Here is a 13,181-nt window from a genome sequence, read left to right on the forward strand (position 1 = left end):
GGTCACCACGGTGCCATCGGACTGCAACGCGGCCCAGGCGCGCTCGCTACCGACCACCTTAACTACATTTTGCGGCTGGACCTTCAATACCGACGTGTCGCCGCCCAAACGGCTGCTGCCCCATACCGCCAGCGTGCCATCGGGATTGGTCACGGCAAAAACCGAAGACGAGGCAAACACGTTTTGCGGAGCCAAGGTCTGAGTGGCGGACACTCCACCGCAACTGACGCTGACAGTGAGCGGCTGCGACGGATTGGGATCATCAATATAATTACCGCTCACCGGTGCCGCTTGGCCCGGAGTGGTCCAATTCACCGTTGCGCCACCTGGGCAATTGCCGCTGGCAGCAGCCAGCGTGCCGCCGCGCGCGCCAAACACATCCAGCGTAAGTTGGTTGCCGCTACCCGCCAAATTGCTGGTGTTGCTATTGCTGGTGCCACTATCCCCGCCGCCGCCGCCGCATCCTGCCAGCGCGCCGATCAAGCCAACGCCCAGCGCCAATGCGCTGAGACGCCATGGAACTTGCGTCCGTGTCATCACATTTCCCTTTTCTCGATTGCAGACCACTATTTTTGTTTAATGCTCAAGGCATTAAACAAAATGTATCAGCATGAAATAAAAATGGAAAATGTTTGTAACACGCAGGCATTATTTCGTGCATTTTCGCAACAATTTTGTCTATTCTTGTCTGCGAAACATAAAATAAAAACAGCAAGATATATCAAAAATCATTAAATAAATCACATAAAATAATGCATAAAATCGAAAGTTAGTTCAATTTTCCAAAAAAAATGCAGTCAATAGACAATCTCACCTGCCAAGCCCTCCCTGCAGCAATGCCATATGCCCGCCATGGCCAAGTCGGCACTTCACAATTCTTTGCGCAAGTCTGGCATGGAAGATTAGAGTGAATCCCCCAAAAAAGATTTGGAACAAAATAATTAGCTGAAAACGTTATTTATATATTCTCATGCACAATGAAAACCGCCCTGCAGCAGCGGCTGCAGGGCGGTTGGAGTGTGATGTGCAGGTAGGCGGATCAGCTGCGCGCCAGCTGGGTTGCCTCGCGCGCCAGCTGGGTGATGCGGTCCCAATCGCGGGCGGCGATGGCGTCGTCCGGCGTCAGCCAGCTGCCGCCTACGGCCAGCACATTGGGCAGGGCCAGGTATTCCGGCGCCTTCTTGATGTCGATGCCGCCGGTCGGGCAGAAACGCAGGTCCGGGAAGGGGCTGGCCAGCGACTTCAGCAGCTTGACGCCTCCCACGGCCTCGGCCGGGAACAGCTTCAGCGTGTTGAAGCCTTCGTCCTGCGCCCACATGGCTTCGGACGGCGTGGCGATGCCGGGGATCAACGTCAGGTTGGACGCGCGCGCGGCCGAGGCCAGCTCGCCGGTGAAGCCCGGGCTGATGCCGAATTGCGCGCCGGCGTCCACCGCCGCTTCCAGCTGGGCGCGGTTGCGCAGGGTGCCGGCGCCGACGATAGCTTCCGGCACTTCATCGCGCATGCGGCGCATGGCAGCCAGCGCGGCCTTGGTGCGCAGCGTCACTTCCAGCACCTTGATGCCGCCGGCCACCAGGGCATGGGCCAGGTCCACCGCCACGGCAGCGTCGTTGACGATGATCACCGGCACCACCGGGCCTTGGCGCAATACAGTCAAAGCATCCATTTCAATCTCCTGTTAGCGGGCACCGCGTGGTCGCGCGGCGCGCTGCAAAATCGGTTAACCGGGTCAGTTCCAGTCCGGATGGCGGAAGCTCATCGCGCCGGCCTCGGCATGGTCGGCCACGTGGCGGAACACCGCAAACAGCTCGCGGCCGATGCCGTATTCATTGTGCGCCAGATCGGCCTGAGCCTGCTCGCGCGCTTCCCATTCGGCGGCGTCCACCAGGGCCGCCAGTTCGCCGGTTTCGGCGTTGACGCGGATCAGGTCGCCATCCTTGATCTTGCCGATGGCGCCGCCGGACAGCGCTTCCGGCGACACATGAATGGCGGCCGGCACTTTGCCGGACGCGCCGGACATGCGACCGTCGGTCACCAGCGCCACTTTGAAGCCGCGCTCCTGCAGGATGGTCAGCGCAGGGGTCAGCTTGTGCAGTTCCGGCATGCCGTTGGCGCGCGGGCCCTGGAAGCGGATCACCGCGACGAAGTCTTTTTCCAGCTCGCCGCGCTTGAACGCCGCCAGCATGTCGTTCTGGTCATGGAATACCACCGCTGGGGCTTCCACCACGCGGTGCTCGGCCTTCACCGCCGACACCTTGATCACGCCGCGGCCGATATTGCCGGCCATCAACTTCAGGCCGCCATCGGCCGAGAACGGATTGGCAGCCGTGCGCAGCACGCTGTCGTCGCCGCTGACGGCGGGCGCATCACGCCATTTCAACTCGCCGTTGTCCAGCCACGGTTCCTGCGTGTAACGCGACAGGCCGCGGCCCATCACCGTGCCCACGTCTTCGTGCAGCAGCCCGGCAGACAGCAGTTCGCGGATCACGAAACCCATGCCGCCGGCGGCGTGGAAGTGGTTCACGTCGGCCTTGCCGTTGGGGTAGGCGCGCACCAGCAGCGGGATGATGGCAGACAGCTCGTCGAAATCGTCCCAGTTGACGTCAATGCCGGCCGCGCGGGCGATGGCCACGATGTGCATGGTGTGGTTGGTGGAGCCGCCGGTGGCCAGCAGGCCGATGATGGCGTTGACGATGGACTTCTCGTCTATCATCTCGCCCACCGGGGTGAACTGCTCGCCCTGGGCGGCGATCTTGGCGGCCTGGGCCGCGGCGGCGCGGGTCAGCGCCTCGCGCAGCGGGGTGTTCGGGTTGACGAAGGCGGCGCCCGGCAGGTGCAGGCCCATGATCTCCATCAGCATCTGGTTGGAGTTGGCGGTGCCGTAGAAGGTACAGGTGCCGGGGCCGTGGTAAGACTGGCACTCCGACTCAAGCAGCGCGTCGCGGCCTACCTTGCCTTCGGCGTACAGCTGGCGCACCTTGGCCTTTTCGTCATTGGCGATGCCGGTCGTCATCGGACCGGCCGGAACAAACAGCGCCGGCAGATGGCCGAAACTCAGCGCGCCTATCATCAGGCCCGGTACAATCTTGTCGCACACACCCAGGTACAGGGCGGCGTCGAACATCTGGTGGGACAGCGCGACGGCGGTGCTCATGGCGATCACGTCGCGGCTGAACAGCGACAGCTCCATGCCGGGCTGGCCCTGGGTGACGCCATCGCACATCGCCGGCACGCCACCGGCGAACTGGGCGGTGGCGCCGGCCGCCAGCGCGGCCTCTTTCAGCCAGGCCGGAAAGGCGGCCAGCGGCTGGTGAGCCGACAGCATGTCATTGTAGGAAGACACAATCGCCAGATTGGGGCGGTGCTCTTCCTTCAAGTGGATTTTCACCGTATCAGGCATCGCCGCGAAGGCGTGGGCCAGGTTGGTGCACGACAGATGGGCCCGCTCCACCCGGCCTTGCTGGGCAGCGGCGCGCACGCGAGCCAGGTAGGCGCTGCGGCGCGGCTGGCTGCGCGCAATGATGCGGTCGGTAACGGCGGACAGGGTGGGATGCAAAGCCATGGTGACGTTCCGTGTTGAATTGATGCAAATAGTAGTTTTACTACACGCAAAACGCAAGGCGAACTACGTAGCGCCCGCAGCGTCTAGTGGCGACTATCCTCTTTTCCAAGAACGATTTCCAGCAAATCGCCCCAAATTTTGAGCCAAGGCAAAAGGTGTTGCAAAAGCGGCTCTGTCCGCGGCTTTGCCGTAGACATCAAGTGGCTGGATGGTAATATAACTACATCTAATTAAACTTCGAGATGGAAGATCAGGATGGAGACTCGTTCTACCCCTACCCCTGCCTTCGACATGGTGCTGTTCGGCGGCGCCGGCGATCTGGTCATGCGCAAGCTGCTGCCTTCCCTCTATCAGGCGCACGCCGCCGGCCTGCTCAATGAGCAGGGCCGCATCCTGGCGCTGGGCCGCAAGGATTTGAGCCGCGACGATTACCTGGCTTCCGTCGAGAAACAATCCCGCATCCATATCAAGGCTCACTTCGACGCCGCGGCCTGGCAGAGCTTCTGTGCCCGCGTCGACTACCTGAAAGTGGACGCCTCGCAGGCGGCCGACTTCCCGGCGCTGGCCGAGAAGATCGGCAACGACGCCGGCAAGGTGGTGGTGTGCTACCTGGCCACCGCGCCGAACCTGTTCGCCGGCATCTGCGAAAACCTGGCCGCCGTGGGCCTGAACCGCGACAACGTGCGCGTGGTGCTGGAAAAACCGCTGGGCACCGATCTGGACTCGTCCAACGAGATCAACGACGACGTGGCCCGCTTCTTCCAGGAAGACCAGCTGTACCGGATCGACCACTACCTGGGCAAGGAGTCGGTGCAGAACCTGATGGCCATCCGCTTCGCCAACGCGCTGTTCGAGCCGCTGTGGCGCCGCGAGTGGATCCACGACGTGCAGATCACCATTTCCGAAGAACTGGGCGTGGGCAGCCGCGGCGACTTCTACGACGGCACCGGCGCGCTGCGCGACATGGTGCAGAACCACCTGCTGCAGCTGTTGTGCATCGTGGCCATGGAGCCGCCGGCCAACCTGGAAGCCGACGCCGTCCGCGACGAGAAGCTGAAAGTGCTGAAGGCGCTGCGCCCGTTCACGGAGCAGGAAGTCGCCACCAAGACCGTGCGCGGCCAGTACAAGGCCGGCGCCGTGGGCGGCCAGCCGGTGGTGGGTTATCTGGAAGAAGCCGGCATTCCGCAACACAGCCAAACCGAAACTTTCGTCGCCATCAAGGCCGAGATCGACAACTGGCGCTGGGCCGGCGTGCCCTTCTTCCTGCGCACCGGCAAGCGCATGCAGGAACGTCTGGCGGAAATCGTCATCAACTTCCGCGACGTGCCGCACCAGGTATTTGCCGGCCCGCTGGGCGGCTGCCACCACGCCAACCGCATGGTGATCCGCCTGCAGCCCGATGAAAGCATCCGCCTGTACTTCCTGGCCAAGGAACCGGGCGACACCATGCGCCTGCAGCCGGCCTACCTGGACCTGGACTTCTACAAAGCCTTCAAGGTGCGCCGCGCCGACGCCTACGAACGCCTGCTGCTGGATGTGATCCGCGGCAAGCTGGCGCTGTTCATGCGCCGCGACGAGCTGATCGAGGCCTGGCGCTGGGTGGAGCCGATCATGGACACCTGGGCCGCCAGCACCAACAATCCGCCCAAGCAGTACACCGCCGGCAGCTGGGGCCCGGCCGCCTCCAGCGCGCTGCTGTCGCGCGACGGCATCAGCTGGCACGAGGAGTGTTAAGGTAGGGCGGAAGCCCCCTGCGGGGGCGTTCCGCCTTTTTGCTTTCCATGCGACAGGCACGTTGCGGCGGAACGCCCGGCCACGCCGGGCTTCCGCCCTATACAGAAATCAACGAGGTACGCCCATGAACTGGTTGGAATTTCCGGAAGCCAAGCAACAGACCGACGCCCTGGCCAACAGCGTGGCCTCGCGTTTATCGGCCGCCATCGAAAGCCGCGGCAACGCCGTGCTGGCGGTGTCAGGCGGCAAATCCCCGATCCCTTTCTTTCAGTTGATGGCGGAAATGGCCATAGACTGGAAGCGCATCACCGTCACCCTGGTGGATGAGCGCTTCGTCGCGCCGGACCACCCGGACAGCAACGCCGGCCTGGTCCGCGCCCATCTGCTGCAGAACCGCGCCGCACCGGCCCGCTTCCTGCCGCTGGTGCGCGAAGCCAAGGACATCGACGCCGAAGTGGCCGCCGCCTGCCGCGACTTTGTCGCGCCGGATGTCGCCATCCTGGGCATGGGCGAAGACGGCCACACCGCCTCGCTATTCCCCGGCGCGCCGGAGCTGGCCGCCGGCCTGGACCCGGCAAACGCGCACCCCATCCTCGCCGTGACGCCGCAGACGGCGCCGCACCGCCGCATATCGATGAGCTACGCCGCGCTGCTGCAATCGGGCAGCCTGATCCTGTCCATCCAGGGCGCCAAGAAGCGCGAAATACTGGAAGCCGCCAGCCGCGCCGTCAGCGACACGCTGCCGATCAGCCACTTCCTGGCACAAGACAAGGTGCCGCTCGATGTCTACTGGTCTGCCTGAAACCTGGCCGCGCCTGCTCGGCGACGTCGGCGGCAGCAACGCGCGTTTCGCGCTGGAAACCGGCCCCGGCGTCATCGAGGACATCCTGACGCTGCCCACCGCGCGCTACCCGACGCTGGAAGACGCGCTGCGCGACTATCTGGCCCAAACCGGCGCCCGCCGCGTCGCCCATGCCGCCATCGGCATCGCCAATCCGCTGAACGGCGACCGGGTGACCATGACCAATTGCCATTGGTCGTTTTCGATTGAAGCCGCGCGCCGCGCGCTGGGCTTGTCCACCTTGCTGCTGCTGAACGACTTCACCGCGCTGGCGCTGGCCTTGCCCAAGCTGCCCGCCAAGGAGCTGACGCAAATCGGCGGCGGCGCGCCGCGGCCGGACTCGCCGCTGGCGCTGATCGGCCCCGGCACCGGCCTCGGCGTGTCGGCGCTGGTGCCGCACCCCGGCGGCTGGCGCGCGCTGGCCGGCGAAGGCGGCCATGTCTCGTTCGCGCCGCTGGATGAGCGCGAGTCCGTGGTCTGGCGCTACGCCGCCGCGCGCTTCGGCCATGTCTCGACCGAACGCCTGCTGTCCGGCCCCGGCATCAGCCTGATCCATCAGGCGCTGTGCGAGCGCGACGGCGAGGACGACGCCCCGCGCGAGCCGTCCTGGATCAGCGCGCAAGGGCTGGCCGGGCGCGACGCGCGCTGCCGCGAAACCCTGGAAATCTTTTGCGGCGCGCTGGGCTCCGCCGCCGGAAATCTGGCCCTGACGCTCGGTGCCCGTGGCGGGGTATACATAGGTGGTGGTATTGTGCCGCGTCTAAGCGGTTTTTTTGAACAATCCCCATTTCGCCGCCGCTTCGAGGACAAGGGACGGATGTCCGGCTATTTGGCCGACATCCCGGTTTACCTGATCACCAGCGCCTATCCCGCCCTGCAGGGCGTGGCCGCCTACCTGGCGGACCATCTGGCGCCGCGCAGCGACCCTTCCCCGGTGGACGTTTCCACCTCTCCTCGCGGCGGCTCAGCAGGAGACATGCATGCTTGATCGCATCCGTGGCCAACTGGAGATGCTGTCCTCGGCCGAGCGCAAAGTGGCCGAGCTGGTGCTGGAACAGCCCTACACGGTGATCCAGGCCGCCGTGGCCGACATCGCCAAGAGCGCAGGCGTCAGCCAGCCCACCGTGATCCGTTTCTGCCGCACCGTCGGCTGTTCCGGCCTGCCCGATTTCAAGCTGAAGCTGGCCGGCAGCCTGGTGACCGGCGTGCCCTACGTCCACTCCAGCGTGCGCCCGGAAGACCCGACGTCCGAAATCGTGGCCAAGGTGTTCGACAACACCGTGTCGGCGCTGCTGAAGTGCCGCAACGACGTCAACCCGCAGGCCATAGAAGCCGCCGTGCGGCTGCTGACCGACGCCCATCGCATCGAATTCTACGGCCTGGGCAACTCCGGCATCATCGCCGCCGACGCCCAGCACAAGTTCTTCCGTTTCGGCATCCCCACCGTGGCTTATTCCGACACCCACATCCAGATGATGGCGGCGTCGGTGCTGGGCCCGGACGACGTATTGGTGGCGATTTCCAGCTCCGGCCGCACCATGGAGCTCTTGGAAGCGGTGGACGTGGCGCTGTCCGCCGGCGCCAAAGTCATCGCGCTGACCACCAGCGGCTCGCCGCTGGCGCGCCGCGCCACCGTGTCGCTGATCGCCGACACGCTGGAAGACAATGAAACCTACAGCCCGATGATTTCGCGCATCGTGCATCTGGTGCAAATAGACATCCTGGCGGTCAGCGTGGCCCTGCGCCGCGGACCGGGACTGATCCGCCAGCTGGAAAAAACCAAGCACAGCCTGAAGAACCGCAGGCTGGACAATAAACAAGCGGAATAGGACGAGATATCATGAGTGAACTGACCGAACTCCCAGCCTGGCAAGCCCTGTGGGACCACTTTGCCGAAGCCAAGCACCTGCACATGCGCGACCTGTTCGCCTCCGATCCGGAGCGAGCGGAGCGCTACTCGCTGGAAGTGGGCGGACTGTTCCTCGACTATTCCAAGAACCGCATCACCGACGCCACGCTGATGGGCCTGATGGAGCTGGCGCGCGAAGCCGGCCTGCCGGCGCGCATCAAATCGATGTTCAAGGGCGAGAAGCTCAACCGCACCGAGCACCGCTCCGCGCTGCACATCGCGCTGCGCAACCGCACCAACTCGCCCATCATCGTCGATGGCGAGGACGTGATGCCGCAGGTCAATTCGGTGCTGGAGCGGATGGGCCGCTTCGCCCACGCCGTGCGCTCCGGCGACTGGCTGGGCTTCACCAATCAGCCCATCACCGACATCGTCAATATCGGCATCGGCGGCTCCGACCTCGGCCCGCTGATGGTCTGTAGCGCGCTGAAGCCGTTTGGCCATCCGCGCCTGAACATGCACTTCGTCTCCAATGTGGACGGCGCGCAGCTGAAGGAAACGCTGAAGAAGGTCCACCCGGAAACCACGCTGTTCGTGGTGGAGTCCAAAACCTTCACCACCCAGGAAACGCTGACCAACGCCCTGACCGCCCGCGAGTGGTTCCTGTCGCACTCGCGCGACGAAGGATCGGTAGCCAAGCACTTCGTCGCCGTGTCCACCAACCAGAAGGCGGTGGCGGACTTCGGCATCGATCCGGCCAATATGTTCGAATTCTGGAACTGGGTGGGCGGCCGCTACAGCCTGTGGTCGGCCATCGGCCTGCCCATCATGCTGTACCTGGGCGAGGAGAACTTCACCGAGCTCTTGAACGGCGCCCACATCATGGACCAGCACTTCATGAACGCGCCGTTCGAGCAGAACATGCCGGTACTGCTGGCCATGATAGGCATCTGGTACATCAACTACTACGGCGGCGGCAGCCATGTGATCGCGCCGTACGACCAGTACCTGCACCGCCTGCCGGCCTTCATCCAGCAGCTGGACATGGAGTCCAACGGCAAGCAGGTGACGCTGTCCGGCCAGCCGGTCAATTATGAAACCGCCCCCATCATCTGGGGCGAAACCGGCATCAACGGCCAGCACGCCTTCTTCCAGCTCTTGCACCAGGGCACCCACATCTCGCCGATCGACCTGATCGCCTCGCTGGAAAACCGCTCCAGCCTGCCGGGCCACCACGAGATCCTGCTGGCCAATGTCTTCGCCCAGGCCGAAGCCTTCATGCGCGGCAAGACCGCCGAGGAAGTGCGCGCCGAGCTGACCGAACAGGGGCTGAAGGGCGAGGAGCTGGAAGCGCTGGTGCCGCACAAGGTATTCGGCGGCAACCGCCCGACCAACACCTTGCTGATGAGCCGCCTCGACCCGCGCAACCTCGGCTCGCTGATCGCGCTGTACGAGCACAAGATCTTCGTCCAAGGCGTGATCTGGCACATCAACAGCTTCGACCAATGGGGCGTGGAGCTGGGCAAGCAGTTGGCCAAGACCATCCACGCCGAGCTGACCGGCAAGCTGTCGCACGCCGAGCACGACTGCTCCACCCGCCGCCTGATCGAGCTGTACCGCAAGGCCAATGCCTGAAGCCTAACTTGCGATCAAACAAAATCCCCCGCCAAATGGCGGGGGATTTTTTCTGGGGAAAACGGATTGGGGATAACCCCGATTGTCCGACAAAGTGAACGCTGGTGAAATGGTGCCAAGTCTGAACAAGAATAACGGACACAAGAAGATCTATCGGGATGAGTCAGTTCTGCAGTACCGTGCTGGCCGGCTTCATGCTGGCTGCCAGCCTGCCCGGCCATAGCGCCGGGCGGCTGCTCCGCGTCGATGGCGACCACGCCGCCCCCATCACCCTCAGCGGGACCGTCATCGGCCCCGTCGCCGCCGGCAGCAAGGCCGAAGGCACGTTTTCCGAGACCTACCACCTCAAGCTGCGCCAACCTATCCGTCTTGACGATGCCGGCGCCTGCGGCGCGCGGCGCGTCTCCAGCCTGGCGCTGAGCCAGGAAGACATGGCCCGGCTCAAAGGCCATGCGGTTACCGTGCAGGCGCGCGTGTTCTGCCAGGAGAGCCCGGCGGTGGCCTACCGCCTGGCGGACATCACCGTTCTGTAAAGCAGCCCGCCAGCGCCCGCGCCGCCGCGCCGATGTCCGGCGCGTCGAACAGGCCACCTATCACCGCGATGGCGCCCGCCCCGGCCGCCGCCGCCTGTGCCGCATTGGCCGGCGTGATGCCGCCTATCGCCACCGTCTGCGCGCCCAGCGCCGCCGCCTCGGCCAACAGCGCCAGCGGCGCAACGACGGCCTCAGGCTTGGTTTGCGATGGAAACACCGCGCCAAACGCCACATAGCTGGCCCCGGCCGCCAGCGCCGCGCGCGCCAGTTCGATCCGGTTGTAGCATGAAGCGCCGATCACGGCGTCCGGCCCCAGCGCGGCCCGCGCGGCGGCGATGTCGCCATCGTCCCGCCCCAGATGCACGCCATCCGCGCCGACTTGCAGCGCCAGCGCCACATCGTCGTTGACGATGAACAGCGCGCCATGCTCGCCGCACAGGCGGCGCAAAGCCGCCGCCTGACGCAGCCGCCGCGCGGCGTCGCCGCTCTTGTCGCGGTATTGCAGCGCGCACGCGCCGCCAGCCAGGGCCGCCGCCGCCAGTTCAAACAGACGCGCGTCGTCCAGGCCGTCCGGCGTGACGGCGTACAAGCCCTCAACCCTTGGCGGCATCGGCCTCGTCCTCGTCCTCGCCGCGCGCCCAGAACATGCGGTCCGGCAGGAACTGGCCCATGCCGGGACGGAAGCCGTTCAGCAGCGTCTGGTAGGTGTATTCCTGGGCCTCGCGCACCGCCTCCGGCAGCAACAAGCCGGTGGCCAGCATGCCGGCGATGGCCGAAGCCAGCGTGCAGCCGGAGCCGTGATAGCTGCCGGGCAGCCGTTCCCAATGGTCGGAACGCACCACGCCGTCCTGGCCGTACAGGCTGTTGATCACTTCCTTGGAATTTTCATGGGTGCCCGTGATCAGCAGATAGGGCACGCCCAGCGCCATGATGCGCTCGGCGCACTGATCCAGCGTCAGCTCCTCGTCCTCGTCCGGATCGTTGCTGGCCAGCCGGCGCGCTTCCAGGCTGTTGGGCGTCAGGATGGACACCTGCGGGATCAGCATGTCGCGCATCGCCGAGATCACGTCCTCGTCGGCCAGGTCGTGGCCGCCGCCGCTGGCCAGCACTGGGTCCAGCACTACCGGGATGTCCGGGTAGTCGGCGATCAGCTGCGCCACCACGGCGACGTTTTCCACGCTGCCCAGCATGCCGATCTTGAACGCCGCCACCGGCATGTCTTCCATCAGGAAGCGGGCCTGATCGTTGACCCAGTCCGAATCCAGCACCATCAAGTCATTGACGCCGACGGTATCCTGCACCGTAATGGCGGTGATCACCGACAGGGGATGGCAGCCCAGGCTGGCCAGCGTCAGGATGTCGGCCTGGATGCCGGCGCCGCCGGACGGGTCGGAACCGGCCAGTGTCAACACCATGGGAGGAGTGGCGGGAGTGGTCAAGGGTGAACCTCTTCTGTCTTATTGCGTTGGCAAGATTTAGAATACCCATTTTATCCGATCAAGGGGGCGAAGCGATGCGTACTTGGATGTGTCTGATCTGCGGTTTCATCTACGACGAGGCCGCCGGCCGCCCGGAAGACGGCATTCCGCCGGGCACCCGCTGGGAGGACCTGCCGCCCAACTGGACCTGTCCGGATTGCGATGCCCGCAAGGACGACTTCCAGATGGTGGAAATCTGACCGGGCAAACATGATGCGCAATCGTTGGAAACGCTGGCTGGGCGGCGCGCTGCTGGCCGCCGCTCTGGCCTCATGCGCCCAGGTGGTCACCACCTCGGGCGGCGCCGTCGGCGTCAACCGCAGCCAGAGCATGCTGCTGTCCAGCCGCGACGTGGAACAGATGTCGGCCCAGGCCTACGCGCAGCAGCTGCAGCAAGCGCGCGCGGCCGGCCGGCTCAATACCGATGCCGCGCTGACCAAGCGCGTGCGCCTGATCTCGCAGCGGCTGATCGCCCAAACGCCTGCCTTCCGCCCAGACGCCCGCAACTGGCGCTGGGAAGTGAACGTGCTGACCACCGACGACATGAACGCCTACGCCATGGCCGGCGGTAAGATCATGGTCTACACCGGCATCGTCAAGCGGCTGAAACTCACCGACGCCGAACTGGCGGCGGTGCTGGGCCACGAGATCTCGCACGCCCTGCGCGAGCACACGCGCGAGAACATGAGCCAGGCCTATATGCAGCAAGTGGGCCTGTCGCTGGTGGGCGTGCTGGCCGGCTTCAGCGCCGATCAGCTGAAACTGGCGTCCATGGTCACCGACGTGACGCTGAACAAGCCGCACAGCCGCACCATGGAATCCGAAGCCGACGTGATGGGCCTGGAGCTGATGGCGCGAGCCGGCTACGACCCCAACGCCGCCGTCAATGTGTGGCAGAAGATGCAGGCGGCCGGCAACGGCAGCGGCCCGGAATTCCTGTCCACCCACCCGTCCGGCCCCACCCGCATCCGCGACCTGCAGGCCCACATCCCGCAGGTGTGGCCGCTGTACCAGGCCGCCGGCCGCAAAGCCTGAGCGCGATGGCCGGCCTGTCTCCCGCCCTGCTCGACGCGCTGCTGGAATACGCTTGCTCGCTCCCCGGCGCCAGCTTCGACGTCAAATGGGGCAGCGAACGGGTGGTCAGCATAGGCGGCAAGATGTTTCTGGCGTGCGGCTGCGACGCGCTCAGCTACAAGGTGGCCGACGAAGACTTCCTGATGGCCAGCGGCCTGCCCGGCGTGCGGCCTGCGCCGTATCTGGCGCGGGCGCGCTGGGTGCAGGTGTGGTCGACGGACGCGCTGAGCCCAGACGATATCCGCCAGGGCATCGCCGGCTCGCGCGAGCGGGTATTGCGGAAACTACCGAAGGCGCTGCGCTGTCAGTACGAGGCGCAGGCATGAATGCCTCGATCGAGCAATGCATCCGGCATTTGTCAGCGCTGTGCCGCGGCCCGATGGCCATCGAAAACGGCCTCTGCCTGTGCCCGCTGCAAGACCCATGGGACAAGCTGATCGGCCTGCGCGGCCCCTCATCATCTACTGGATAAAGC

General features: G+C 65.0%; 15 protein-coding genes. 11 read left to right on the plus strand and 4 right to left on the minus strand.

Translation table 11 applies throughout. The features are described 5' to 3' along the window. Positions 1 to 390 precede the first annotated feature (390 nt). Complete coding sequence (locus tag JHD59_RS15770) at positions 391 to 735, plus strand: hypothetical protein (RefSeq protein ID WP_146042063.1); 345 nt, start codon at positions 391 to 393, stop codon at positions 733 to 735. A 304-nt stretch (positions 736 to 1,039) separates the two neighbouring features. Here JHD59_RS15770 and JHD59_RS15775 read toward each other — a convergent pair whose 3' ends face one another. Together JHD59_RS15775 and edd are read right to left on the minus strand one after the other, a co-directional pair. Continuing rightward, positions 1,040 to 1,666 (minus strand): bifunctional 4-hydroxy-2-oxoglutarate aldolase/2-dehydro-3-deoxy-phosphogluconate aldolase, encoded by a 627-nt coding sequence (locus JHD59_RS15775; protein ID WP_103317304.1) that lies wholly within the window; start codon positions 1,664 to 1,666, stop codon positions 1,040 to 1,042. A 63-nt stretch (positions 1,667 to 1,729) separates the two neighbouring features. Beyond that, positions 1,730 to 3,562: a phosphogluconate dehydratase gene (gene edd / locus JHD59_RS15780; protein ID WP_199154925.1), complete on the minus strand. Its 1,833-nt coding sequence runs from the start codon at positions 3,560 to 3,562 to the stop codon at positions 1,730 to 1,732. Between the two features lie 255 nt (positions 3,563 to 3,817). On the opposite strand from edd, the gene zwf reads away from it, so the two are divergent. From zwf to JHD59_RS15810, 6 genes are all read left to right on the plus strand, one after another. Then, on the plus strand, positions 3,818 to 5,296 hold the full coding sequence (gene zwf / locus JHD59_RS15785) for a glucose-6-phosphate dehydrogenase (RefSeq protein ID WP_199154926.1): 1,479 nt from the start codon (positions 3,818 to 3,820) through the stop codon (positions 5,294 to 5,296). Between the two features lie 124 nt (positions 5,297 to 5,420). Beyond that, entirely contained in the window at positions 5,421 to 6,098 is a 678-nt protein-coding gene (gene pgl / locus JHD59_RS15790; RefSeq protein WP_106075392.1) for a 6-phosphogluconolactonase, read from the plus strand. Beyond that, positions 6,079 to 7,125 (plus strand): glucokinase, encoded by a 1,047-nt coding sequence (locus JHD59_RS15795; protein WP_106075393.1) that lies wholly within the window; start codon positions 6,079 to 6,081, stop codon positions 7,123 to 7,125. Before pgl ends, JHD59_RS15795 begins: the two co-directional genes overlap by 20 nt. After that, the gene (gene hexR / locus JHD59_RS15800) at positions 7,118 to 7,966 is read left to right on the plus strand and encodes a transcriptional regulator HexR (protein ID WP_043627289.1); all 849 of its coding nucleotides are present in this window, start codon (positions 7,118 to 7,120) and stop codon (positions 7,964 to 7,966) included. The genes JHD59_RS15795 and hexR overlap by 8 nt, the downstream gene beginning before the upstream one ends. A gap of 11 nt (positions 7,967 to 7,977) precedes the next feature. Beyond that, positions 7,978 to 9,621, plus strand: coding sequence for a glucose-6-phosphate isomerase (gene pgi / locus JHD59_RS15805; RefSeq protein ID WP_103317295.1), 1,644 nt, complete (start codon positions 7,978 to 7,980; stop codon positions 9,619 to 9,621). A gap of 158 nt (positions 9,622 to 9,779) precedes the next feature. After that, positions 9,780 to 10,154, plus strand: a complete 375-nt coding sequence (locus JHD59_RS15810; protein WP_199154927.1) for a hypothetical protein — start codon at positions 9,780 to 9,782, stop codon at positions 10,152 to 10,154. On the opposite strand, the gene thiE is transcribed toward JHD59_RS15810, so the two are convergent. Together thiE and JHD59_RS15820 are read right to left on the minus strand one after the other, a co-directional pair. After that, on the minus strand, positions 10,141 to 10,764 hold the full coding sequence (thiE, locus tag JHD59_RS15815; protein ID WP_199154928.1) for a thiamine phosphate synthase: 624 nt from the start codon (positions 10,762 to 10,764) through the stop codon (positions 10,141 to 10,143). The two genes, JHD59_RS15810 and thiE, sit on opposite strands and share 14 nt — an antisense overlap. After that, positions 10,748 to 11,593 (minus strand): hydroxymethylpyrimidine/phosphomethylpyrimidine kinase, encoded by an 846-nt coding sequence (locus JHD59_RS15820; RefSeq protein WP_199154929.1) that lies wholly within the window; start codon positions 11,591 to 11,593, stop codon positions 10,748 to 10,750. The genes thiE and JHD59_RS15820 overlap by 17 nt, the downstream gene beginning before the upstream one ends. Before the next feature lie 74 nt (positions 11,594 to 11,667). On the opposite strand from JHD59_RS15820, the gene JHD59_RS15825 reads away from it, so the two are divergent. From JHD59_RS15825 to JHD59_RS15840, 4 genes are read left to right on the plus strand one after another with little or no spacing between them, the layout of a single operon-like run. Beyond that, the gene (locus JHD59_RS15825) at positions 11,668 to 11,832 is read left to right on the plus strand and encodes a rubredoxin (RefSeq protein ID WP_103317287.1); all 165 of its coding nucleotides are present in this window, start codon (positions 11,668 to 11,670) and stop codon (positions 11,830 to 11,832) included. A gap of 13 nt (positions 11,833 to 11,845) precedes the next feature. Further along, positions 11,846 to 12,667, plus strand: coding sequence for a M48 family metallopeptidase (locus JHD59_RS15830; protein ID WP_199154930.1), 822 nt, complete (start codon positions 11,846 to 11,848; stop codon positions 12,665 to 12,667). Continuing rightward, positions 12,631 to 13,032 (plus strand): MmcQ/YjbR family DNA-binding protein, encoded by a 402-nt coding sequence (locus JHD59_RS15835; RefSeq protein ID WP_368671600.1) that lies wholly within the window; start codon positions 12,631 to 12,633, stop codon positions 13,030 to 13,032. The genes JHD59_RS15830 and JHD59_RS15835 overlap by 37 nt, the downstream gene beginning before the upstream one ends. Continuing rightward, positions 13,029 to 13,178, plus strand: coding sequence for a hypothetical protein (locus JHD59_RS15840; RefSeq protein WP_199154931.1), 150 nt, complete (start codon positions 13,029 to 13,031; stop codon positions 13,176 to 13,178). Before JHD59_RS15835 ends, JHD59_RS15840 begins: the two co-directional genes overlap by 4 nt. Positions 13,179 to 13,181 lie beyond the last annotated feature (3 nt).

This window comes from Chromobacterium sp. ASV23 (assembly GCF_016428945.1).
In the GTDB taxonomy this organism is placed as follows: Bacteria; Pseudomonadota; Gammaproteobacteria; order Burkholderiales; family Chromobacteriaceae; genus Chromobacterium; species Chromobacterium sinusclupearum.

Coding starts and splice junctions, on each gene's coding strand:
- edd (WP_199154925.1), bottom strand. CDS start 3,562: ATGGCTTTGCATCCCACCCTGTCCGCCGTTACCGACCGCATCATTGCG.
- pgl (WP_106075392.1), top strand. CDS start 5,421: ATGAACTGGTTGGAATTTCCGGAAGCCAAGCAACAGACCGACGCCCTG.
- JHD59_RS15775 (WP_103317304.1), bottom strand. CDS start 1,666: ATGGATGCTTTGACTGTATTGCGCCAAGGCCCGGTGGTGCCGGTGATC.
- JHD59_RS15825 (WP_103317287.1), top strand. CDS start 11,668: ATGCGTACTTGGATGTGTCTGATCTGCGGTTTCATCTACGACGAGGCC.
- pgi (WP_103317295.1), top strand. CDS start 7,978: ATGAGTGAACTGACCGAACTCCCAGCCTGGCAAGCCCTGTGGGACCAC.
- hexR (WP_043627289.1), top strand. CDS start 7,118: ATGCTTGATCGCATCCGTGGCCAACTGGAGATGCTGTCCTCGGCCGAG.
- JHD59_RS15840 (WP_199154931.1), top strand. CDS start 13,029: ATGAATGCCTCGATCGAGCAATGCATCCGGCATTTGTCAGCGCTGTGC.
- JHD59_RS15810 (WP_199154927.1), top strand. CDS start 9,780: ATGAGTCAGTTCTGCAGTACCGTGCTGGCCGGCTTCATGCTGGCTGCC.
- thiE (WP_199154928.1), bottom strand. CDS start 10,764: ATGCCGCCAAGGGTTGAGGGCTTGTACGCCGTCACGCCGGACGGCCTG.
- JHD59_RS15830 (WP_199154930.1), top strand. CDS start 11,846: ATGCGCAATCGTTGGAAACGCTGGCTGGGCGGCGCGCTGCTGGCCGCC.
- JHD59_RS15795 (WP_106075393.1), top strand. CDS start 6,079: ATGTCTACTGGTCTGCCTGAAACCTGGCCGCGCCTGCTCGGCGACGTC.
- zwf (WP_199154926.1), top strand. CDS start 3,818: ATGGAGACTCGTTCTACCCCTACCCCTGCCTTCGACATGGTGCTGTTC.